A 20,965-nucleotide genomic window follows, 5' to 3' on the forward strand; every position below is an offset into this window, starting at 1 on the left:
GCCGCAAGCGACCAAGCGGCTTTAGGAAGAGGTGCGCCGATGGTCCCGTTTTGCCTACCTTTGTGCCGGATCGAGGCAGGTTCTATGAAGCCCATCACCTATCAAGAGGCCGGAGTGGACATCGAGGCCGGCGAGCGTCTGGTGGCGCGCATCCGGACCTGGGCCCGTCACACCTTTCGGACTGGGGTGCTGGGCGATATCGGCGGCTTTGGGGGTCTATTTCGAATCGCGGAGCTGGGCTACCGAGATCCCGTGCTCGTGTCCAGCATCGACGGGGTAGGTACCAAGCTCAAGATCGCCATCGCGGCCGCGCGGCATGACACGATCGGCCGCGATCTCGTCAATCATTGCGTAAACGATATCGCCGTATGCGGCGCCGAGCCCCTTTTCTTTCTGGACTATTTCGCTACGGGAAAACTTGAGCCGGAGGTGGCCGAGCACGTCATTAAGGGAATAGCCGAAGCCTGCCGCGAGAACGGATGCGCCCTCATCGGCGGCGAGACGGCCGAGATGCCCGATCTATACGCGCCCGGTGATTATGATCTGGCCGGTGCCATTGTGGGCATCGTCGAGCGCGAGCGGATTTTGGATGGGTCCGCAATTCAGGCCGGAGACGTCTTGATCGGGCTTCCCTCCACGGGCCTGCACACAAACGGCTACAGCTTGGCGCGTCGCGTGCTTTTGGCTCACTATAGGCTGGAGAGCTATGTCGAGGAGTTGGGCGCTACGCTCGCCGAAGCCCTCCTGGCCGTGCATCGATCGTATCTGGGTTTGATCCGCGGGCTGCGGCAGGCCGTTCCGGTTCGGGCTTTTAGCCACATCACCGGTGGGGGTATAGAGGGCAACACGCGCCGCCTGCTTGCGCCCAACTTGGGGCTGCGGATCGACTGGAACGCATGGCCTCGTCCGGCCTTGTTCACCCTGATGCAACGACTGGGCCCCGTCTCGGAAGAGGAGATGCGCCGCGTATTCAACCTCGGCATCGGGCTTGTGGCCGTTGTCCCGCCGGAGCACGCCCAGCAAGCCCTGCTTTGGCTTGATCAAGTCGGTGAACAGGCCTGGGTAATCGGAGAGGTGATCCCAAGGTAACATGGACCGCCAAACGCGCTGGATGCAGCTACTGCGCCTGCTGCGCCGGTTGCGCGGGGAGGGGCGCTTGCGGGGTCGACAGCTGCTGCGCCCATCGGAGTGGAAGGTGGGCCTGGAGATCGAGTGGCGGCGCTCAGAGCCTTCCTCCGGCTACGTGTGGCTTTACGTCGGCTCCACGGAGGCCGACACGTACTTCGAGGCCCCGGCTCTGGGCATCGCTCCGGTGCGGCTTCTTGACCGAGGGGGCGATCTGGGGGCTTGGTTGGAGGAGGCAGCGGAAATAGCCCGGCAAGGGTACGCCTACACCCGGACCGCTCCGGCCGTCTAGGGCGTTTGCCGAAACCGGAACGCAGTCTCGGGGTAGGCCGAATGCCCCCTTGAGAGCTTCCAAATCGAAAGACGCCGAAGCGCATGGTGATCCTAGAGGGCGGAGATCTTACGATAGCGCGCATAGCCGAGCTGCTGGCGCGCCGGGAGCCTATCGGGCTATCTCCGGTGGCCTGGGAGCGGGTCCATCGCGCCTGGCGCTGGATCGAGCTTGCCGCCCAGGAGGAGGTTCCCGTCTATGGCGTAAACACCGGCTTTGGCGCCCTGGCGCAGGAGCGCATCCCGGTGCAAGCGCGAAGCCAACTGCAGCGCAACCTACTCCTTTCGCACGCCGTGGGCGTAGGGGAGCCGCTTCCGGATGAGGTGGTTCGGCTTATGCTGCTGCTGAAGATCAACTCCCTGGCCCTGGGATACTCCGGGGTGCGGCCCCAGACGCTGGAGCGGCTGATTGCACTCTACAATGCGGACCTACTACCCTGGGTCCCGTCTCGGGGTTCGCTGGGGGCGAGCGGGGATCTGGCCCCCCTGGCTCATCTTGTGTTGCCCCTTATCGGCGAGGGGGAGCTCAAAGAGGGGGGGCGCTTGCGTCCGGCGCGCGCAGTGCTGCTGGAGCGCGGCTGGGCACCCCTGGAGTTGGGCCCCAAGGAGGGGTTGGCCCTAATCAACGGCACGCAACTGATGAGCGCTTGCGGGACCTGGGTGCTTCTGCGGGCGCGTCGGCTCCTGCCCACAGCGGACCTGATCTTGAGCATGTCCTTGGAGGCCCTGCAGGGAAGCCTCAGGCCGTTTGACGCCCGCCTGCATGCGGTGCGGCCTCATCCGGGTGCGGCCATCGTGGCCGAAAACGTGCGTCGGCTTCTGCAGGAAAGCGAAATTCTGGCATCTCACCGGCTCTGCGACAAGGTCCAGGACCCTTACTCGCTGCGCTGCGCGCCCCAGGTGCACGGGGCCAGCCGCGACGCGCTGGCGTATCTGGAGCGTGTGGTGGAGACGGAAATCAACGCGGCCACGGACAACCCGCTTGTATTTGAGGACGGCACGATCTTAAGCGGAGGCAACTTCCACGGCCAGCCCTTGGCTCTGGCTCTAGATCTGGCCGCGATCGCCTTGGCCGAGCTGGCCAGCATTTCGGAGCGGCGATTGTATCTATTGCTGGAGGGGCGCGACGGGCTGCCCAGGTTGCTTGTGCGCAACACGGGGCTTAACTCTGGGCTCATGCTGCTTCAGTATACGGCCGCCGCCCTGGTCTCCGAAAACAAGGTCCTCTGCCATCCCGCCTCGGTCGATTCCATTCCCACCTCTTTGGGCCAAGAAGATCACGTGAGCATGGGCAGCATAGCGGCCCTAAAGCTGCTGCAGGTCCTGGAGAACACGGAGACCGTGCTAGCGTTGGAGCTGCTGGCCGCCGCGCAGGCGCTTGATTATCGGCTCCCCTTGATGCCGGGTCGGGGCGTGCGCCTGGCGCATGAGATCGTACGACAGCATATACCGCACGCCGAGGCCGATCACCTTCTGAGCCCAAGCATCGCCCAGGCGCTGGAGCTGGTCCGCTCAGGGGTTCTATTGGAGGCGGAGCCTGCCTTGCTATGAGCCGAATCGGGTTTATGGGGGTTTGCTGGATCGCCTGGGCCGTTCAGGCCTGGGCGCAGACCTGGGGAGTAGTGGAAGGGCGCATTTACGACCGCGCCGCCGGCCGGCCCATTCCGGCCGCGACCGTCTTGATCGTGGGCACAAACTACGGCACGGCGGCCGATGCCGAGGGGCGTTTTCGTCTGCCGGTTCCGGAGGGCCGCTACCGGGTGCGCGTGCAGGCCCTAGGATACCGACCCTGGGAGGACTCCCTCTGGGTGCGCGCCGGCCGGGTGACGACACTAGAGGTGGGGCTTCTACTACAATCCTACGAGCTAGGGCCCGTCACGATCGAACGGCCTCGGAGCGAACAAGAGGCCGGAAGCTGGTCCTTACCCAAGCGGACGCTGGAGGTCCTACCGGGCCCCTTTCAGGATCCGCTGCGGGCCCTTCAGATCCTGCCTGGGGTGGCCACGAACAACGAGCTGTCCTATCAATACCGGGTCCGAGGGGGGAACTTCGACGAGAACCTCGTCTACATCGAGGGCTTCGAAGTCTACAAGCCCCTGCGCATCCGCCAAGGGGAGCAGGAGGGGCTAGCCCTGCCGAACCCGAACCTACTGGAAAGCATGCGTTTCTATAGCGGAGGCTTTTCGGCCGCCTACGGGGATCGGATGAGCTCCGCCTTGGAGGTGCGCTATCGACGCCCGGAGCGGCTCGAACTGGGCGCCTACGCCGGGCTGTTGGAGGCCGGCGGCTACGTGGGCGCGGGCCACAGGGGGGCCTTCGTGCTTGCGGGAACGCGCTACGCGCAGGCCGGATACCTGTTCGGAAGCCAGGAGCTTAAAGGCCGCTATAACCCCCGCTTCTGGGACCTGCAGCTTTGGTCCGGCTTAGAGCGCGGGCCCCTGAGGGTGGAGTTTTTGGGGCTGTGGGCGCAAAACCGATTCGAGCTTGTCCCCTCACAGCGCCGCACCTATTACGGCACGTATCGAGACCTGCGCAGCCTGTGGCTTTCCTATGACGGCCGGGAATCGGATAGCTACCAAAGCGGCCTGCTTGGGCTAAGGCTGCGCTATCGGTTGGGCTCGCGCTGGGATGCGGAGCTGGAGGCAGCCGGGTACGCGACCCGCGAACAAGAACGCTACCTCTTAAACGGGCAGGCCACCTTGTATCGCATCCTCAGACCGGAGCAGGACGATCCCTCCAGGGCGGAGCACGTGCCCATCGGCTACGCCTGGCAGCGGGAGACGGCCAATAGCTGGGTGCGCCTCCGCGAAGGGCGTTGGGCCCTGGGCGCGCGCTACAGCACCCGCTCTTGGCTTGGGGAGGCCAAGGCCACCTACCGGATGCTCCATGCGGCCGATCACCTGCAAGAGATCGTGCAGGTGCGGCGGGCCGATTCCCTGTATACGCTGCAACGCATCGAGGGGGCGCTTAGCGCCACCTGGCCTCGATGGGAGCTATACGGAAACCTCCTGTGGTCGCGGGCCTTGGCCGTGCTGCAGCTTGGTCTGCGCTACACCTGGGACGGCCGCACGGCCGAGGGCGTTTGGTCGCCCCGAATACGGGCGACCTACCGACACGATGAACGCACCAGCGCATACGCGGCTTGGGGGCTATACGCTCAACCCCCATTGTACGCGGAGTGGCGCGACCTGGAGGGGCGGCCCGCTTCGGAGCTCCGGGCGCAGCGCGCCTGGCACTACGTGATCGGCTTGCAGCGTTTTTTTGAGCGCAACCGCTGGTCGCTTCAGGTGGAGGCTTACTACAAGGTTCTGCGCGAGTTGATCCCCTTTCAGGTGCGCAACCTGCGCCTGCTTTACGAGGGGTCCAATAGCGCCCATGGATACGCCTACGGGCTGGATGTGCACCTGCGGGGTGAGTGGGTGCCGGGGCTGGAGAGCTACGTAAGCTATAGTTACCTGGTAACCCGGGAGCGCCTGCAAGGGGAGGCGGTCTGGGTTCCCCGGCCCACGGACCAGCGCCACACAGTGGCCGTGCTGTTTCAGGATTACGTGCCCGGGGACGTCCGCTGGCAGGTGCACGTGAAGCTGCTCTTCGGCACGGGCGTGCCTTATACGCCTCCCAACCCCGACGTGCTCTCCGGCCAACCCAGGCCAGGGCCTCGCAACGCCGCGCGTTTTCCGGAATATAAGCGCGTGGACGTGGGCTTAACGCGCCAGGTCGCGCTTGCGCCCGGGTGGCGGGCGTACGCGTCGGCGGAGGTTTTGAACCTCTTCGACATGGTCAACACGATAGCCTACGCCTGGTACGTGGACGCGCAAGGGGCCTGGCAGCGCGTGCCCACGCGCCTCACGCCCCGCCTGGTCAATTTCCGATTGCGCCTTCTGCACGAGGAATAATCGCGACCTCCCCCGATTCCGTTGATAGCTTGCTTTCCAAGGCCGCTGCGCTGTATTTTCGGCGCGCTTCGGTTCCCGCAGGCGGATGCGTCCGCCAGCGGGGGCCGATCCCGAAAAAACTCGCACCCAATCGGAGGTCGGTCGCATGGAGGCTTGTGCCGCCCGCCGGGTGCTGCGCTGGATCGGCCTTGGCGTCCTTATAACGGGATGTTACATCTCCTCGGTGCGCCGATCCGGGGCCACCCCATCAGATACTCCTAAGCCCGCGCTCATCTACGCCAACCTAGAGGCCCGCTTGCGACAGGAGGTAGCCCAATGGCAGGGCGTGCCCTATCGGTTGGGGGGGTTGCATATGCAGGGGGTGGACTGCTCGGCGTTCGTGCAGAACGTCTTCGTTGGGCTCTTTGGCCTGTATCTGCCGCGCAATACGGCCCAACAAGCCCGTTTCGGGCGTACCGTGCAGCGGGATGCCCTGCGTCCTGGAGATCTGGTGTTCTTCCATATCGGCCGGCGCACCCGGCACGTCGGCATCTACCTGGGTCAGGACGAATTCGCCCATGCCTCGCGCTCCCAGGGGGTTATCGTATCCCGCCTAAGCGAGCCCTACTGGGCCAAACGTTACTGGATAGCCCGGCGTGTGCTTGAGGTGCGCGCAGACTCGGTTGACTCGGCTGGCCAGGTCTTCTAACTTTGTTTTTCCACAGCTTGCCCGGTCGTCTAATGGCAGGACAGCGGCCTTTGGAGCCGTATGTGGAGGTTCGAGTCCTCCCCGGGCAGCCGAGCCTGGGGCGGAGGGCGCGCTAAAGGCCCACCGCGTTCCAGTTTTTTCGCGTGTTTCCCTATAGCGTCCCGACCGCCATGATATCCACCGTTGTGGAGCGCCCCATAGGGATTTTCGCCGGACGTTCTAATGTAGCCCTAGCTGAGCGCATTGCCGCCTGTTTCGGGCAACCTCTGGGGCAGATCACGATCCGCAACTTCTCGGATGGGGAGATCTACGTGCGCTTTGAGGAGTCCATCCGCGGTATGGACATCTATTTGATTCAGTCCACCCATCCGGGGGCGGAGAACTGGCTGGAATTGCTGCTCATGATCGACGCGGCCCGGCGGGCCTCGGCCGATCGCATCACGGCCGTGATCCCCTACTTTGGCTATGCCCGTCAGGACCGCAAGGATCAACCGCGGGTATCGATCGCCAGCAAGCTCATGGCGGATCTGCTGACCACAGCCGGGGTGAACCGGGTGTTGACCATGGATCTGCACGCACCCCAGATCCAGGGCTTCTTCAACATCCCCGTCGATCACCTTTATGGAAGCGCGGTGCTTGTGGAGCATTTTCGCCGCATGGCGATCCCCGATCTAACCGTGGTAGCCCCGGATGTGGGCAGCCTGAAGATGGCCCGTTCTTATGCCAAAAGGCTCAATGCGGAGTTGGCCTTTATCGACAAGCGCCGGCCACAACCCAATGAGGCCGAAGTGCTTAACATTATCGGCCAGGTCAAAGGGCGCAACGTCTTGATCGTTGATGATCTCATCGACACCGCTGGCACGCTGGTTAACGCCGCCCGGGCCCTAAAGGCGGCGGGGGCCCTGGCGATCCGGGCTGCGGCCACGCATCCGATTTTTTCGGGCCGGGCTTACGAGCGCATCGAGGAGACCGAGGAGCTGCTCTCCGTAACGGTCACGGATACGGTGCCCTTACGTCGGCCTTCACCCAAGATCGAAGTCCTCAGCGTGGCCGAGGTTTTCGCCGACGCCATCCGGCGAATTTACCTACATGAGTCCGTCAGTACGCTCTTCGCCGTTGAGGAATAGTCGCAGGAGCACGATCCGATGGAGGTTTTGCAAGTAGAGGCCAGGCCGCGTCAAGTGCGCAAAAACGAGGCTCGTCGGTTGCGCAAACAAGGATGGGTACCCGCCGTGGTCTACGGGCACGGCGAACCTACGCGTCACATAGCCGTTCGGCCTCTGGCTCTTCGGCCTTTAATGCGCGGCCGCGCGGCCTATTTGGTTCGGCTGCAGCTTCCCGATGCCCCGGCGCTGCTGTGCGTCTCCAAGGCGATCCAGTTTCATCCGGTCACCGATGAGCCCATGCACGTGGACTTTCAGGTGCTGCACCCGGATGAAAAGGTCAGCCTGGAGGTGCCCGTGCGGCTTGTGGGCTCAGCCCGCGGGGTCTTGGAGGGGGGTAAGCTCGTACAGCCGATGCACACGCTGCGCATCCGGGTGCTGCCCAGCCAAATCCCCGATCATATCGACGTGGACGTCTCCGGGCTTCGGATCGGCCAGGCGCTGCACGTGCGGGAGCTAGATCTGCCCGCCTACATCGAGGTTGAGGCTGACCCCGAGGCCGTCGTGGTCACCGTACAGGGCAAGGCATCTGAAGAGACCGAATCCCAATCCGAGCAATCCCTCGCTTAACGCATGGCGTTGGTGGTCGGATTGGGCAATCCCGGATCTGCCTATGCGGCGACGCGACATAACGTGGGCTTTCGGGTCCTCGATGAGCTCGCCCGCCAAGAAGGGGCACGCTTTCGGGCTGGAGCCGGGGATTATTGGGAAGCAAAGGTCAGGCTTGGTGATCAGCCTGTCTGGCTCATCAAGCCCACCACGTACATGAACCGAAGCGGCCGGGCCGTCGTCCAGGCTCTCGGTCGCTATTCGGAGCCGCTAGAGCGGCTGCTGGTCGTTGTGGACGATCTGCACTTGCCTTTGGGCACGCTGCGGATGCGCCCCAAGGGCTCCGCCGGCGGCCACAACGGCCTGGCCGACATCATCGCACACCTTCGCACAGAGGCCTTTCCGCGGCTGCGGTTGGGTATCGGGGCGCCTCCCCTCGAAGGCCAGCAAGCGGCTTTCGTGCTCTCTCCATTTGACCCAGCCGAGGTTCCGCTGGCTGAACGCATGATTCAGGTGGCGGCCGACGCCGTACGGTGTTGGGCCACCGAGGGGCTGCAGGCGGCCATGAACCGATACAACGGATCGGTGGCGCGCTGAGCGAAGATCGCGCACAGAAGGGAGTCTGCGTTCCATGGAGTGGATCCATTACCTGATCCCGCTGACGGGGCTTATCGCCCTGGGTTATGCCTTATGGCGCTCCGCGTGGGTAGCCCGACAAGATGCAGGCACGCCGGAGATGCAGGCTATTGCCGGGGCCATCGCAGAGGGTGCACGCGCTTTCTTGAGGCGCGAATATCGGGTGCTTTTCTGGTTTGTGCTCGTTCTAGCTGTGCTTCTGGTGTTGGCCAACCGAGACAACCCCGGCACCTCTCCACTTATCGCGCTCTCCTTCGTAACGGGGGCCTTCTGTTCGGGCTTGGCGGGGTTCCTAGGTATGCGCGTGGCCACGCTGGCGAACGTGCGCACCACACAGGCTGCGCGTACCAGTTTAAATCAGGCCCTGCGCATGGCCTTCTCCGGCGGATCCGTTATGGGCATGAGCGTAGTGGGTCTGGGTGTGCTGGGCCTGGGCCTGCTTTTTTTGTTCTACACCCGCCTGGATTGGTCGATCGAGCGGGTCATCAACGTGATTTCGGGCTTTTCGCTCGGCGCCTCCTCGATTGCGCTCTTCGCCCGCGTTGGCGGGGGCATCTACACGAAGGCCGCTGATGTGGGCGCGGACCTAGCCGGAAAGGTTTACGAGGGCATTCCCGAGGATGACCCCCGAAATCCGGCCGTGATCGCGGACAACGTGGGCGACAACGTCGGAGACGTGGCGGGCATGGGGGCGGACCTGTTCGAATCCTACGTGGGGTCGATCGTAAGCGCTATGGTGTTGGGGGCACTTTTTGTGGGGCTGCCCGAATTCAGCGGGGCTAGCCAGCTTAACGCTGTGCTGCTGCCCTTGGTGCTAGCCGGGGCCGGAATCGTGATTTCACTCCTGGGCACGGCCTTTGTTCGCGTCCGCGAGGGCGATAACCCCCAAAAGGGCCTCAACTGGGGCATTTTCGGGGCCGCCGTCCTTATGGTGCCGACCACCTACGCGATCGTCTGGGCCCTGCTGCCCGCTGAATGGTACTTTGAAGACCGCCTGTACACGGCCAACGGAGTCTTCGGGGCCACGCTGATCGGGCTCGCCGTGGGCGTCCTGATCGGTCTTTCGACGGAGTACTACTGCTCACCATACCGACGGCCTGTGCTTTCGATCGTGCGCCAGAGCGTTACGGGTCCAGCCACCAACATCATCGCCGGTCTGGGCGTGGGGATGGAGTCGACAGCCATTCCCCTGGTGCTGATCGGCTTCGGGATCTTGGGCGCCTACACGCTGGCGGGGTTATACGGCATCGCCTTAGCCGCCCTGGGAATGCTTTCCGTTACGGGCATTCAGCTCGCCACAGACGCATACGGACCTATAGCGGACAACGCGGGGGGGATTGCGGAGATGAGCCACCAACCCCCGGAGGTGCGCGGCCGCACAGATAAGCTCGACGCGGTGGGCAACACGACGGCCGCTATTGGAAAGGGTTTCGCCATCGGATCGGCTGCGCTCACGGCCTTGGCCCTGTTTGCTGCCTTCCAACAGCAGGCGCAGATCCCTGTGATCAACCTTACCGAGGCCCATGTGATGGCCGGGCTTTTTATCGGCGCCGTCCTGCCGTTTCTGTTTAGCTCCTTTGCGATAGGAGCCGTGGGCCGCGCAGCCAAACAGATGATCCTCGAGGTGGGCCGGCAGTTTCGGGAGATCCCGGGCCTGCGCGAGGGCAAGGCGCGCCCCGAATACGCCCGGTGCGTGGACATCTCCACGCGCGCGGCCATCAAAGAGATGATTCCGCCCGGCCTCATGGCTATCCTGGTGCCCACTGCGATCGGGTTCATCGACAAGAACATGCTCGCTGGCCTGCTGGCGGGCGTGGTGGTAAGCGGGGTGCTGCTGGCCATCTTTCAGGCCAACGCCGGCGGGGCCTGGGACAACGCCAAAAAACGCGTCGAGGAAGGCATCGAACTAGAGGGGGTCCTCTACAAAAAGGGCACGGAGACGCACAAGGCCACGGTTGTGGGGGACACCGTGGGGGATCCGCTCAAGGACACCTCCGGGCCCTCGCTGAACATCCTGATCAAGCTTATCTCCGTTATCTCTCTTGTTATCGCGCCTCTGATCGCCTAAACGGCGGGGCTGCGACGCCCTCTGGGCCTTGTGGCCCCTTTGAGTCGGGGCTTTCAAGCCGGGTGCCCTTTTCCAGGGAGGCTAGGGCCTCCACGGGTCCGATCCAGACCCGCAGGCCCTCTGTTGCCGCCCGCAGGGCGGCTTCGATCTTGGGGCGCATGCCGTCGCGGATCCAGCCCGCCTTAAGCCCCTCTTGGGCTCTGTGGGTCGAGAGCCTCTGGATCGGACGTCCTACTTCGTCCCATACGCCCTCAGAGGCCGCAAGCCAGAGCAAGGCTTGGGACCTCAGCGCAAGAGCCACCTCCACGGCCACGGTGTCGGCGTTGACGTTGTATAGCTGGCCTTCGGCGTCTATTCCGAGCGGCGCAACCACGGGCAGATAGCCGGCCCGAAGCAGGGTGTACAGAAGCCCCGGACGAACGCCCCATACGTCGCCCACGTAGCCGAAGTCCACTAAGCCGCTTGCCGTCTGTTGGGGCGGTCGGCGCCTGACCTGCAACAGGCCGCCATCGGCTCCGGAAAGCCCGACGGCGGGCAGCCCGACGGACTGAGCCTGGGCCACAAGCCGTCGATTGAGCTCACCGCATACGGTCCACAACAGAATGCGCAGGTCCAGGTCGGTGGTCAGGCGGCGGCCCTCGACGAAGCGCGGCCCGTGGCCGATGGCGTGCGCCAGGTCCGTGGCTTGTTTGCCGCCTCCGTGCACGAGCACGACCGGGGCGCGAGCCCACCAGAAGCCAACGCCCTTCCACAGGGCCTGAAGCCGCTCTTCGGCCTCCAGCACCTCGCCGCCGACTTTGATCACGACAGGTTCCATACCCACTCCAAGATAGCCTTCTGCGCATGCAGGCGGTATTCGGCCTGCACCAGATGGCGCGCCCAGGGCCCATCGAGCACGGCGTCGTCTACCACGACATTGCGCCGCACGGGCAAGCAGTGCATGAAAACGGCCTCTCGAGTCCGGCGCATGCGGGCCTCTGTTACGCGCCAGTCCCGCAGCGAAAGCCGAAGCTGGGACTCGGCCTCTGGGTCGGTGTAGGCGAGCCTGCCGCCCCACGCCTTGGCGTAGACCACCTCGGCGCCCTCAAAAGCCTCATCCAACGCGTCGGTTTCGCGCACCTCTAGCCCATGTTGGGCCGCGTATTGGCGCGCTAGGGCCATCACCTCGGGGTCCAGCTCGTAGCCGGCGGGGCGGGCTATGGTGACGCGCATGCTCAGGCGAGTGGCCATAAGCAGGGCCGAGTTGGGCACCGCCATGGGAAGCGCCTTGGGATGGTAGGCCCAGGTGAGCAGAAAAGAACGGCCCGCAAGGCGTTCTCGAAACAGGTCCATCAAGGTGGCCGCATCCCCCAGGGCCTGACACGGGTGCCAGAAGGCGGACTCGAGGTTGATGATGGGCACGCTCGCGGCGCGCACGATCCGGCGCAAGAAGGCCTCAGAGCGGTCCTGTTCGTAATCCCGCAAGGAGGCGAAGGCGCGCACGCCTATGGCGTCGTAGTAGCGCGATAGAACCCCGATGGCCTCCTGGATGTGCTCCGCCTCCGGGCCCTCCATCACGACCCCATCGCGCCACTCAAAGCCCCAGGTTCCTTGACCGGGCACGAGCACCGAGACGTGCGCGCCCAGTTGCGCGGCCGCTAACTCCATAGAGGTGCGCGTGCGCAGGGAAGGGTTGAAGAAAAGCAGAGCGATCGCGCGGCCTCGGGCTCGGTCCGTCCAGCGCCGCTCGCGCGCGAAGCGGCGCGCCGCCTCCAGGCGGTCCCACCAGAGGGCCTCATCGAGCAGGTGCCAATCGATAAGGTGGCGCAAGCTCTCAGGAGGCATAGGCTGGCTCCGTTCGGGCGATCCGGGCTAAGGCCCGCTCGAAAGCCTCCAGGAACAGCTCGATGTCCGCTTCCGAAAGCACAAGCGGGGGAAGCAGGCGGATGGTGTTGGGATGTTCCGAGCCGCCCACGAGCACCCCCTCCTGCCGCAGGGCAGCGATCACGGGCCCGGCGGGGCCCGGAAGCTCGACGCCGATCAAGCAGCCTCGGCCGCGCACGGCGCGCACGCGCCCAGCAAGCCCATCGCGGATGCGGGTGAAGATCTCGGGGGCGCGGGCCATCCAGTTGCCCTGTCGCAGCATCCGGAGCGTAGCCGCAACCGCGGCCATGGCGAGCATCCCGCCCCCGAAGGTCGTGCCCTGATCGCCAGGTCGCACGGTCTCGGCTATGCGCTCGGAGACGAGCACGGCTCCCACGGGCACGCCCGAGCCCAGGCTTTTGGCGAGCGCGATCAGATCGGGCCGCATGCCGTAGGCCTCCGAGACGGAGAACGTGCCGGTTCGGCCCACGCCGGTCTGCACTTCATCGAAGATGAGCAGCACTTCGTGCGCATCGCATAGCCTGCGCAGCTCCCGATAGTACCCCGAGGGGGCCTCGTAGACCCCCGCCATGCTTTGGATGGGCTCCAGGATAACGGCCGCTATGTCGCGGCGCCGCCGCAGAAGTTCTTTAAGAGGGACCAGTTCGCCGAAGGGCACAAAGTACGTCTCGGGCAACACGGCCCTGTAGGGCCTTCGATAGGCCTGCCCCCAGGTCACGGCCAGGCTGCCCAGCGTGCGGCCGTGAAAATCCCCTCGCATGGCCACCACGCCGCTGCGGCCCGTGTAGGCCCGCGCCAGCTTAAGGGCCGTCTCCACGGCCTCTGTGCCGGAGTTGCAGAAGAAAACTTTCTTGAGCCCCTCCGGAGCCAGTTCGGCCAGTTCGCGGGCGGCCTCGGCGCGCACAGGGCTGTAGACCACGTTGGAGTAAAACACAAGATGCTGCGTCTGTCGGCAGATAGCCTCCACCACGGGCGGCGGATTATGCCCCAGCAAGGTGACGCAGTGGCCTCCGTAAAGATCCAGATAACGCCGGCCCTCCACGTCCCACACGTAGGCGCCTTCGCCCCGCACCAGCGCCAAGGGCCATTTCTGGTAGGTGGGCAGTTCGTAGGTCTCCTCCAGAAGGCGAGTGTGCTCAAAGCTCATGGGTTACGTCCTCCGCAACGGAACCGGGAATCAGGCCCAGGGTCTCGGGCCAAGTGAAGAGCCGGTTGAGGTTCTGCACCGCCTGGCTGGCCGCGCCTTTGAGCAGGTTATCCAGGGCAAAGCCGATGACGAGCCGCCCATCGCGCAGAACCCAACCGATGTCGGCATAAGGCGTGCCCACGCTCCAGCGCAGCTCAGGAAGCAAGCCGGGCCAGAGCCGCACGCAGCCGCCCTCGAGGTAGGCCTCCTGAAAACAGGCCTCCACGAAAGAGGCTGAAAGAGGCCTTTGCGGCAGTAGGTGGATCACCCCCCAGATGCCGCGCGTCCACGGCCCGGAGGCGGGCACGAAGGCCAGCTGCCAGTCGCCTTGCAGCCGGGCCTCGATTTCCGGCAGGTGCTGATGAGCCAAGACCTTGTAGGCCCGCACGTTGCCCTGGCGCGTGGGGAAGTGCGTCGTCTCCGAGGGTCGCACACCGGATCCGGAGGCTCCCGTGAGCGCCGTTACGTGGGCATGTCCCCGAACTCCGGCTCGGTCCAAGGGCCAGAGCGCGAGCAGGATCCCCGTGGCGAAACAGCCCGGATTGGCGATCCAGCGGACATCCTCCGGATACGGACCGAGCTCGGGAAGCCCATATTGAAAACGCCCCACAAGTTCCGGGGCCGGATGGGTGAACCCGAACCAGTGGGGATAAAGCTCAGCCCGGGGCAGGCGGAAGTCGGCGCTCAGATCTATGATCGCGCCGCCGTAGCCCCGTTGCAGGAGCTCGCGGACCGTTTCCGCTCCCTTTCCGTGCTCGGCCGCCACAAAGACCGCATCCGGAGAGCCGTTCAAGTCCAGCCGCTCGACGAAGCGCAGCTCCGAAAGCCCCCGCAGTTCCGGATGCGCGGCCCAAAGGGGAGATCCGGCGTGATGCCGGCTGGTGACCGCGACCAGTTGAACGCGGGGATGGCCGAGCAAAAGCCGGATGAGCTCCCGGCCCGCGTAGCCAGATCCGTGCAGCAGGGCGACGCGCTTCATCCCACCACCCCTACGTGAGCGCGTCCGTTTGCGCCCCATCGCTCGCGCACAGCGAGCGCCTCCAGCACGCGTTCGGCTAGCGCCTCGGGTTCGCGTTGCGCGTTGAGGGCCGGGATGCCCAGGGCGTTTTGGATGTACTGTTTGCCCACGGCGTTGTCCGTTACAGGTCCGACCATGACCGTAATCGGGCTCCGGTAACGGGTCCTGAAGAGATAATCGGCGGCCCATGCGCCGGCCAGGTCCGCGGCCGCCACCACGTGGGCGGCCGTAAGGGCCTCGAGCTCTTTGTCCATCAGCAGCTCATCGACCCCATAGTAGCCGATAAACCCATCGCCAAGCTCCAGCACCAGTACATCGGGGCGATAAGCGTTCAAGGCCGCAATAAGGCCTTTGGCGATGGGCACCATGTTTTTGTTCACGGAGGAGACCACGCCGGCGTCGACGAACGTCAGACACGCTACGGCGCCGGCCTCGCGCATGGCCCGCACGTCACGCAATAGGGCCGCGCCTGTCAGTTTTGCCGCCGCTACGCGCAGCCCGTGCGCGCGCAGGCCCCGTACGATCTGCGCCGCCGCATACGTTTTGCCCGTATTCATGGCTGTGCCGCTGACCATGATCAGAGGGGCCGCCTGGGGCAGGCTATAGACAGGTTCCAGGGCGTGATCTTGGATGCGGGCGTGCCGTTTGATCCCGTTTAGCTCGTAGACCACGGCCCCCAGCACCTCGACCCGCAGCGCCGGACCCAGCTCGGGATGGTCTGAGGTGCACTGCCCCAGAATCCCGCCCATGTTGAGCACGTGCAGCACGTCGCCGACTTGAATCCGGCGCGGGATGCGGCCGCTATAACCCTTCAAGGCCTGTCGTTCGCCCAGGGCCCCGACCAGGATCTGCCCGCGGCGCAGGACCTGAAAGCTCCCGTCGCAGGTCTCCACTTGGTTGTAGCGATCTTTTTCTTCAAGCACCCGCACGGCCACACAGTAGCCCTCTTCGGCTACGATGTAGGGGCTGATTTCCAACTCGGGGCCCAGGTTGCAGGGGGCCGTGCTGGAGGCGATCAGATCGACGCGCAGGCGCATGGCTACTCCTTCTGAGGCTGGGTGGCGAACGCAGACCGCACGCGGTGCGCAAGCAAGGCGGGCACGCCCCAGATGCGGGCGAAGCCTTCGGCGTCGCGGCCGCTCCAGAGCTTGTTGACCTCCCCGTAGGTGGCCAGATCCGGGGCGAAGAGCGCATACGGGCTCTCGGCCCCCAGCACCTCGATTCGGCCCTGCTGAAGCCGGAGGCGCACGGTGCCCGTTACGAACTGTTGGGAAGAGTCCAAAAACGCCTCGATATCCCGCATCACGGGGTCAAAGTACTGGCCCTCGTGCAGCAGCATGCCGTAGAAGTCGGCCAGATGATCCTTCTGGAAACGCTGCCACTTGGTGAGCACGAGCTTCTCCAGCTCCCGGTGCGCGGTAATGAGCACAAGCGCGGCGGGGGCCTCAAAGCCTATCCGGCCCTTGATGCCCAAGATTGTATCCCCGACGTGCGTGCCGCGCCCTACCCCGTGGGCGGCCCCGATGCGGTTCAGGGCCTCAATAAGCGCGACGGGGTCCATGGGCTCCCCGTCTAGAGCGGTGGGCAAGCCCTTTTCGAAATCGATGCGCAGCTCCACCCCCTCCTGGGAGGCGAGCGCAGGGTCCTGCGTCTCCACCCAGGCCTCCGGGGGCAGAGGCTCAGAGGGGGTGAGCGTCTCCCGACCGCCGATCGTCGTGCCCCACAGGCCGCGGTTAATCGAGTAGCTGGCCTTGGCCTCCGAGATGGGAAAACCGCGCGCCCGCAAATAAGCGGCCGTCTGCTCGCGCGTCCAGCCCAGATCCCGAATCGGGGTCAGGATGGCTAGATCGTCGGCCAGCACCCGCAGGGCCACATCAAAGCGGATCTGGTCGTTGCCCGCCCCCGTAGAGCCGTGCGCGACGGCCCACGCCCCCAGCTGGCGGGCCATCTCCACGACCTTGCGGGCCTGCACCACCCGTTCCGGGCCCACGCAGAGCGGATAGACCCCGCCTCGCAGCACATTGCCCTTGATGAGGTAGCTTAGGTGCGCGACAAACAGCTCACGGCGGCCGTCTACGGTCCAATGCCCGGCTGAACCCAAGGCCTTCGCCCACCCGGCTAGCCGTTCGGCCTCGGCTTCGTCGATACCCCCTGTGTTGACGGTTACCGTGTAGACGGGATCTCCGTAGTGCTCTCTGAGGTAGAGCACGCAGAAGGACGTATCCAGCCCTCCGCTAAAGGCCAACACAATTGCCATCTTGTGGCCGTGCCTCCGGTTTAGTGCTGAAAACAAAAACGCCGGTTCGAGTGAACCGGCGTCTGCGTATACGAGCTAGGATGATTTTATACAGCTTTCCGTGCCACGCAACGCCCGTTCACCCGTCGGGGGGCTCCCCCTCGTCGGGATCGTCGGACGCGGGCGATGTGGGCGGTGTGCTTCGCCATAGGCGGGTGCAAGTGTACGGAATGCGCGGGGGAATGTCAAGAGGCCGAAACGATTTTGTTACAAGTGCCCGCAGTTCTTGCGCCTCCCTGTCGGGTAGCGCGAGATTGCGCGGCGTAAGCAAGGAGGTGAAGATGCGTTGGGTAGCCTCAGGCCTATTGCTGTTCTTTTGGGTGCCGACTCTGGGGGCACAGCCCGATCGCCCGAGCGGTTCTCGGTTCGATCCCCGCATGCTGCAAGAGCGCGCCATTCAAGCGGCGCTTCAGTGGGTTGAGGCGCATCGGGAGGCGCACGTGCAGGAGTGGATCCGGCTTACGGAGATCCCGGCGCCCTCTGGGCGCGAGGCGCGCCGAGCGGCCTATATTCGAGCGGAGATGGAGCGCATGGGGCTGGACTCCGTGCACATCGACGCCAAGGGCAACGTCGTGGGTATTTTGCGCGGCCGATCCCGCCATCCGGCTATTGCCGTGGCCGCGCACATGGACACGGTGCATCCGCTGGAGGAGATCCGGGTGCGCCGAGAGGGGGACACCCTCTATGCGCCGGGGGTGCTGGACGATACGGCCGGGCTTGTGGTGATGCTCCAGACGGCTCGGGCGCTTCGGGCCAGCCGGGTCCCTTTAAGCGGGGATGTGATCTTGATCGCCACGGTGCAGGAGGAGGTGGGGCTAAAGGGCATGGAGTATTGGCTCAACCAAAACCCTCGACGGGCCGACATGGTCATCGCCGTGGACGGCAACCTGGGGGATGTGCCCTATGGAGCGCTTGGCATCAAGTGGTTTCGGTTTCACTATCGCGCCTATGGGGCGCACACCATGCAGAGCCTGGGTCAGCCCAACCCCAACCGAGCCGTGGCGCGGGCGATTCAGGACATTTACCGGCTGCCCTTGCCGCATCCCTCGGGCGCGTTTGTGATCTACAACGTCGGCCTGATCGGCGGGGGCACGGTGCCCAACGCCGTCTCCCAGCACTCCTACTTCACCGTGGACCTGCGCTCTCCGAGTGCGCGCTTGTTGCAGGAGTACGCCGACTCCATCTTGGCGCGCGCCCGCCGGGCGGCTGAGCAAGAGCGGGTGCGCTTTGAGCTTGAGGTGCTCAACGACGCCCCAGCTGGCGGCACGGAGGCGGAGCTAGCCGACCGGCGCGAACACCCGCTAGTGCAGACGGCTGTGCACGTGCTGAATTACCTCGAAGTGGGCAGGCAACTGGGGCGTCCTGTGCGACCTGTAGCGACGGGTTCTACGGACGCCAACATGGCCGTTGTCCGAGGCATCCCGGCCATCGCCTATGGGCGCTGCTTCGGTCGCGATCAGCACACCCTGCAGGAGGCGGCCCACATCCCCAGCGCCTTTACCGCCACAAAGGGCCTTATTCTGCTCTTGGCCTCGCTGCTGCGCTAGGACGCGGCCACCAAGCTAGCAGCAGCCCGCCTAACGTGAGCACCATACCCAGGCCGCTCACAAGACCTGGAACCTCACCCCAAAGCGCGTAGGCCATAAGCGAAGCCAAGAGGGGCTCGGAGAATACCACAAGCGCCACTAGAGCGGGCGTAAGAAAGCGCACGAGGTAGTTGAGCGTTCCGTGTCCGATGAGCTGCGGACCGAGCGCCATAAAGGCGCACAGGCCATAGAAGGTTCGCGTATAGCCTGTTGCAGCAAGCCCCATTGCGAGCAGGAGCACACCCAGCAGAAGGGCCACCACGCCGTATAGAAGTCCCACGTAGAGAAGCCAAGATATGCGCTGGCGCATAAGGCGCCCCACGAGCAAATAACCCGCAAAGCAAAGCGCTGAGCTCACCGCCAAAGCATTGCCCAGAGGGGCTTGGGGGAAGGATGCGGAAGCCTGTCGCGCATCTCCCCAGCCGATAAGGGCTCCGCCCAGGGTGGCCAGCGCAACGCCAAGCCCGCCGGCAAAGCTCAGCCGCTCCCGGAGCCACCAATAGCCCAAAATGGCAATAAAGATCGGATGAATCGAGACGAGCACCGAGGCGCTGGCCACGGAAGTATACCGCAGGGCATAGACCCATAGGGCAAAGTGCAACGCCAAAAACGCGCCGGCCAGGGCGATCCAAAGCCCATCCCGGGCTCGAATCCGCTTCAGTTCCTCTCTCCGCCATATCCCCACGGGAAGCGCGAGCAGAGCGATCGCCCAAAGCGCCCGCCAGAAGGCGATCGCAAGCGGTGGAGCCTGCGGCGCCTCCGCCATGGCCAGCCGCACCAGAATAGGGCTTGCGGCAAAGGCTATCATGGCCAGGGGCAGCAACAGCAGAAGGCGCGTCTTCATCGTATAAGCTTTTCTAATGAAAGATCGCTTTTTTCGATTGCTTTTTGGCCTACCTATGTTTACTTTCGCGAGGCTCATCAGGGGGCCCTGGAGCGCAGGGCCTCACGTACAGGCGACTTACCCAGGGAAGGAGACCTAGGTGTGCAGCAGGGAGAATCATTTCTTTGCACGTTCTCCTGTGTTTTTTTTGACCTTTCCGAGATCGCAGATGAGGGGGGAGAAGGAGTCCGCTCGCGGCGAGCATCCTGGCGGGAGCCGGCACGTCTGCCGGTCGTGCTCGTCGTGGAGGATAACCCCGACGTACGGCGGCTGCTCGTTTTGTATTTGCGCGGCCGTTACGAGGTGGTCGAAGCCGCAACGGGCGAGGAGGCCTTTCGGATCGTCCAAGAGCGGCCGGTGGATGCGATCCTTATGGACATCAATCTGCCCGGGGATTGGAGCGGGCTGGATGCGGCGCGCGCCATCCGGGCTCTGCCTGGCATGGCGCATGTGCCCATTATCGCCCAGACGGCCTATGCCGCGCTTTTCGATGAACAGCAGGTGCTTGCCGCTGGCTGCTCTTATTACATGAACAAGCCCATATACCGTCATGAGCTGCTTAGCGTGCTGGAGCGTTTTCTTTCGCACCCGTAGCCGCGCTTTTCTCCAGTAGCCGATTCCAGATGCTGAGGTGTTGGCGGAGGAGGCTGCGCCAGCTGTAATGCTCCTGCACCGCCAGCCTAGCTTGCCGGCCCAGTTCGTGTAGGGCCGTTCGTGTGCTTAGGATGGTTTGCAGGTGCGCGCGCCAGCGCGGGGCGTCTTGGGCGGGCAAAAGCCACCCCATTTCGGGCTGGCGCACGGCATCTTGGATGCCCTCTAGATGCGCCGCCAGCACCGGTGTGCCGCACAAGGCAGCCTCCAGGATCACCACGCCAAATCCCTCTATGTCCCCAGGCACGGGCACGTTGGGCATTACGAACAGATCGGCGGCCGCATACACGGTGTGCAAAAGCTCCTCGGGCACTCTTCCGGGGGTCCAGATGCGCTCCGGACGTTCAAGCATCCGAATGGCTTCTCGAATCGTTCCCCGCTCCGGTCCGTCGCCGATAAGGGCGTATTGCGTTTCAACGGGCAGCGCGGGCATGACTTCGCGCAAAAACCAGCCGAAGCCCTTTCGCCGCACCCACCGGCCCACGCTCACCAGAAGCGGGGCTTCCGGGTCGAGTGCCTCCCAGCCATGCGCGCGCAACAGGGCCCGGGCTTGGGTCCGATCCGGGACCGTACGGAGGCGCGCCGGATCGATTCCGTTGGGCACCACGAAGCCTTTTTCCGGGGTGAGCCCCCGGGCTTGGCATGCCGCAAGCGTGGCCCGGCTGGGGGTGCAGACGGCATCCAGTTCCTTCAGCACCCGCCTGAGCCAGCGCTGATAGGGCCCGAAAGGCGCGATCACGTCTAGGCCGTGTGCGATCGCCACACAAGGCACCGCGATGCGATCTCGCAACAGGGGCACGAGCACGGCCGTGACCATGGAGGTGAAAAGCACCAGATCCGGCTGCAGGCGCCTTAGAAGGCGGGGCAAGTTCCCGCGGAGCCAGAGCAGAAAGGCCGCTGTGGCGGGTCCGATGAATCGCCAGGGCACCTGTAAGAGCACCGGGAAGGTCGCCACATCCGGCTCCCTGCGCAGCGCCTCAAGCAGCTCCCAGCTCACCCGCTGCATGCCTCCTGTGCTCCGCATAAG

General features: G+C 64.6%; 19 protein-coding genes and 1 tRNA gene. 12 read left to right on the plus strand and 8 right to left on the minus strand.

What is annotated here, in order from left to right; translation table 11 throughout:
- Positions 1-84: 84 nt before the first annotated feature.
- From purM to NZ993_06070, 10 genes are all read left to right on the plus strand, one after another.
- On the plus strand, positions 85-1,089 hold the full coding sequence (gene purM / locus NZ993_06025) for a phosphoribosylformylglycinamidine cyclo-ligase (protein ID MCS7155350.1): 1,005 nt from the start codon (positions 85-87) through the stop codon (positions 1,087-1,089).
- 1 nt (position 1,090) lies between these two features.
- Positions 1,091-1,417 carry a hypothetical protein gene (locus tag NZ993_06030; protein ID MCS7155351.1) on the plus strand — a complete coding sequence of 109 codons (327 nt, stop codon included), beginning with the start codon at positions 1,091-1,093 and terminating at the stop codon, positions 1,415-1,417.
- Positions 1,418-1,500: 83 nt separating this feature from the next.
- Complete coding sequence (gene hutH, locus NZ993_06035) at positions 1,501-3,006, plus strand: histidine ammonia-lyase (protein MCS7155352.1); 1,506 nt, start codon at positions 1,501-1,503, stop codon at positions 3,004-3,006.
- Entirely contained in the window at positions 3,003-5,351 is a 2,349-nt protein-coding gene (locus NZ993_06040; GenBank protein ID MCS7155353.1) for a TonB-dependent receptor, read from the plus strand. Before hutH ends, NZ993_06040 begins: the two co-directional genes overlap by 4 nt.
- Before the next feature lie 145 nt (positions 5,352-5,496).
- Positions 5,497-6,039: an NlpC/P60 family protein gene (locus NZ993_06045; protein ID MCS7155354.1), complete on the plus strand. Its 543-nt coding sequence runs from the start codon at positions 5,497-5,499 to the stop codon at positions 6,037-6,039.
- An 18-nt stretch (positions 6,040-6,057) separates the two neighbouring features.
- Positions 6,058-6,128, plus strand: a tRNA-Gln gene (locus tag NZ993_06050).
- An 81-nt stretch (positions 6,129-6,209) separates the two neighbouring features.
- Positions 6,210-7,166, plus strand: coding sequence for a ribose-phosphate pyrophosphokinase (locus NZ993_06055; GenBank protein MCS7155355.1), 957 nt, complete (start codon positions 6,210-6,212; stop codon positions 7,164-7,166).
- An 18-nt stretch (positions 7,167-7,184) separates the two neighbouring features.
- Positions 7,185-7,772, plus strand: coding sequence for a 50S ribosomal protein L25 (locus NZ993_06060; protein ID MCS7155356.1), 588 nt, complete (start codon positions 7,185-7,187; stop codon positions 7,770-7,772).
- Between the two features lie 3 nt (positions 7,773-7,775).
- Positions 7,776-8,348, plus strand: coding sequence for an aminoacyl-tRNA hydrolase (gene pth, locus NZ993_06065; GenBank protein ID MCS7155357.1), 573 nt, complete (start codon positions 7,776-7,778; stop codon positions 8,346-8,348).
- A 34-nt stretch (positions 8,349-8,382) separates the two neighbouring features.
- Positions 8,383-10,455, plus strand: coding sequence for a sodium-translocating pyrophosphatase (locus NZ993_06070; protein ID MCS7155358.1), 2,073 nt, complete (start codon positions 8,383-8,385; stop codon positions 10,453-10,455).
- On the opposite strand, the gene argB is transcribed toward NZ993_06070, so the two are convergent.
- Genes argB through argG form a run of 6 tightly spaced genes read right to left on the minus strand, consistent with a single transcriptional unit; the run spans position 10,433 to position 16,779 of the window.
- Positions 10,433-11,272 (minus strand): acetylglutamate kinase, encoded by an 840-nt coding sequence (gene argB, locus NZ993_06075; protein ID MCS7155359.1) that lies wholly within the window; start codon positions 11,270-11,272, stop codon positions 10,433-10,435. The two genes, NZ993_06070 and argB, sit on opposite strands and share 23 nt — an antisense overlap.
- Positions 11,257-12,279, minus strand: coding sequence for an N-acetylornithine carbamoyltransferase (locus NZ993_06080; GenBank protein MCS7155360.1), 1,023 nt, complete (start codon positions 12,277-12,279; stop codon positions 11,257-11,259). The genes argB and NZ993_06080 overlap by 16 nt, the downstream gene beginning before the upstream one ends.
- Complete coding sequence (locus NZ993_06085) at positions 12,269-13,465, minus strand: aspartate aminotransferase family protein (protein MCS7155361.1); 1,197 nt, start codon at positions 13,463-13,465, stop codon at positions 12,269-12,271. Before NZ993_06085 ends, NZ993_06080 begins: the two co-directional genes overlap by 11 nt.
- Positions 13,455-14,483, minus strand: coding sequence for an N-acetyl-gamma-glutamyl-phosphate reductase (gene argC, locus NZ993_06090; protein ID MCS7155362.1), 1,029 nt, complete (start codon positions 14,481-14,483; stop codon positions 13,455-13,457). Before argC ends, NZ993_06085 begins: the two co-directional genes overlap by 11 nt.
- Positions 14,480-15,559, minus strand: coding sequence for a hypothetical protein (locus NZ993_06095; protein ID MCS7155363.1), 1,080 nt, complete (start codon positions 15,557-15,559; stop codon positions 14,480-14,482). The genes argC and NZ993_06095 overlap by 4 nt, the downstream gene beginning before the upstream one ends.
- Positions 15,560-15,561: 2 nt before the next feature.
- Positions 15,562-16,779, minus strand: coding sequence for an argininosuccinate synthase (argG, locus tag NZ993_06100; GenBank protein MCS7155364.1), 1,218 nt, complete (start codon positions 16,777-16,779; stop codon positions 15,562-15,564).
- A 320-nt stretch (positions 16,780-17,099) separates the two neighbouring features.
- Here argG and NZ993_06105 point away from each other — a divergent pair, with 320 nt between their 5' ends.
- Positions 17,100-18,365 carry a M20/M25/M40 family metallo-hydrolase gene (locus NZ993_06105; GenBank protein ID MCS7155365.1) on the plus strand — a complete coding sequence of 422 codons (1,266 nt, stop codon included), beginning with the start codon at positions 17,100-17,102 and terminating at the stop codon, positions 18,363-18,365.
- Here the strand turns inward: NZ993_06105 and NZ993_06110 are convergent.
- Positions 18,334-19,248 carry a DMT family transporter gene (locus NZ993_06110; GenBank protein MCS7155366.1) on the minus strand — a complete coding sequence of 305 codons (915 nt, stop codon included), beginning with the start codon at positions 19,246-19,248 and terminating at the stop codon, positions 18,334-18,336. The genes NZ993_06105 and NZ993_06110 overlap by 32 nt on opposite strands.
- Before the next feature lie 273 nt (positions 19,249-19,521).
- Between NZ993_06110 and NZ993_06115 the strand changes: the two genes are divergently transcribed.
- Positions 19,522-19,881 carry a response regulator gene (locus NZ993_06115; protein ID MCS7155367.1) on the plus strand — a complete coding sequence of 120 codons (360 nt, stop codon included), beginning with the start codon at positions 19,522-19,524 and terminating at the stop codon, positions 19,879-19,881.
- Here the strand turns inward: NZ993_06115 and NZ993_06120 are convergent.
- A complete protein-coding gene (locus NZ993_06120) occupies positions 19,847-20,962 on the minus strand; it encodes a glycosyltransferase family 4 protein (protein ID MCS7155368.1) in 1,116 nt (371 codons plus the stop codon). The genes NZ993_06115 and NZ993_06120 overlap by 35 nt on opposite strands.
- Positions 20,963-20,965 lie beyond the last annotated feature (3 nt).

It is taken from the genome of Bacteroidota bacterium (assembly GCA_025059945.1).
GTDB lineage: Bacteria > Bacteroidota > Rhodothermia > JANXDC01 > JANXDC01 > JANXDC01.

Coding starts and splice junctions, on each gene's coding strand:
- purM (MCS7155350.1), top strand. CDS start 85: ATGAAGCCCATCACCTATCAAGAGGCCGGAGTGGACATCGAGGCCGGC.
- NZ993_06030 (MCS7155351.1), top strand. CDS start 1,091: ATGGACCGCCAAACGCGCTGGATGCAGCTACTGCGCCTGCTGCGCCGG.
- hutH (MCS7155352.1), top strand. CDS start 1,501: ATGGTGATCCTAGAGGGCGGAGATCTTACGATAGCGCGCATAGCCGAG.
- NZ993_06040 (MCS7155353.1), top strand. CDS start 3,003: ATGAGCCGAATCGGGTTTATGGGGGTTTGCTGGATCGCCTGGGCCGTT.
- NZ993_06045 (MCS7155354.1), top strand. CDS start 5,497: ATGGAGGCTTGTGCCGCCCGCCGGGTGCTGCGCTGGATCGGCCTTGGC.
- NZ993_06055 (MCS7155355.1), top strand. CDS start 6,210: ATGATATCCACCGTTGTGGAGCGCCCCATAGGGATTTTCGCCGGACGT.
- NZ993_06060 (MCS7155356.1), top strand. CDS start 7,185: ATGGAGGTTTTGCAAGTAGAGGCCAGGCCGCGTCAAGTGCGCAAAAAC.
- pth (MCS7155357.1), top strand. CDS start 7,776: ATGGCGTTGGTGGTCGGATTGGGCAATCCCGGATCTGCCTATGCGGCG.
- NZ993_06070 (MCS7155358.1), top strand. CDS start 8,383: ATGGAGTGGATCCATTACCTGATCCCGCTGACGGGGCTTATCGCCCTG.
- argB (MCS7155359.1), bottom strand. CDS start 11,272: ATGGAACCTGTCGTGATCAAAGTCGGCGGCGAGGTGCTGGAGGCCGAA.
- NZ993_06080 (MCS7155360.1), bottom strand. CDS start 12,279: ATGCCTCCTGAGAGCTTGCGCCACCTTATCGATTGGCACCTGCTCGAT.
- NZ993_06085 (MCS7155361.1), bottom strand. CDS start 13,465: ATGAGCTTTGAGCACACTCGCCTTCTGGAGGAGACCTACGAACTGCCC.
- argC (MCS7155362.1), bottom strand. CDS start 14,483: ATGAAGCGCGTCGCCCTGCTGCACGGATCTGGCTACGCGGGCCGGGAG.
- NZ993_06095 (MCS7155363.1), bottom strand. CDS start 15,559: ATGCGCCTGCGCGTCGATCTGATCGCCTCCAGCACGGCCCCCTGCAAC.
- argG (MCS7155364.1), bottom strand. CDS start 16,779: ATGGCAATTGTGTTGGCCTTTAGCGGAGGGCTGGATACGTCCTTCTGC.
- NZ993_06105 (MCS7155365.1), top strand. CDS start 17,100: ATGCGTTGGGTAGCCTCAGGCCTATTGCTGTTCTTTTGGGTGCCGACT.
- NZ993_06110 (MCS7155366.1), bottom strand. CDS start 19,248: ATGAAGACGCGCCTTCTGCTGTTGCTGCCCCTGGCCATGATAGCCTTT.
- NZ993_06120 (MCS7155368.1), bottom strand. CDS start 20,962: ATGCGGAGCACAGGAGGCATGCAGCGGGTGAGCTGGGAGCTGCTTGAG.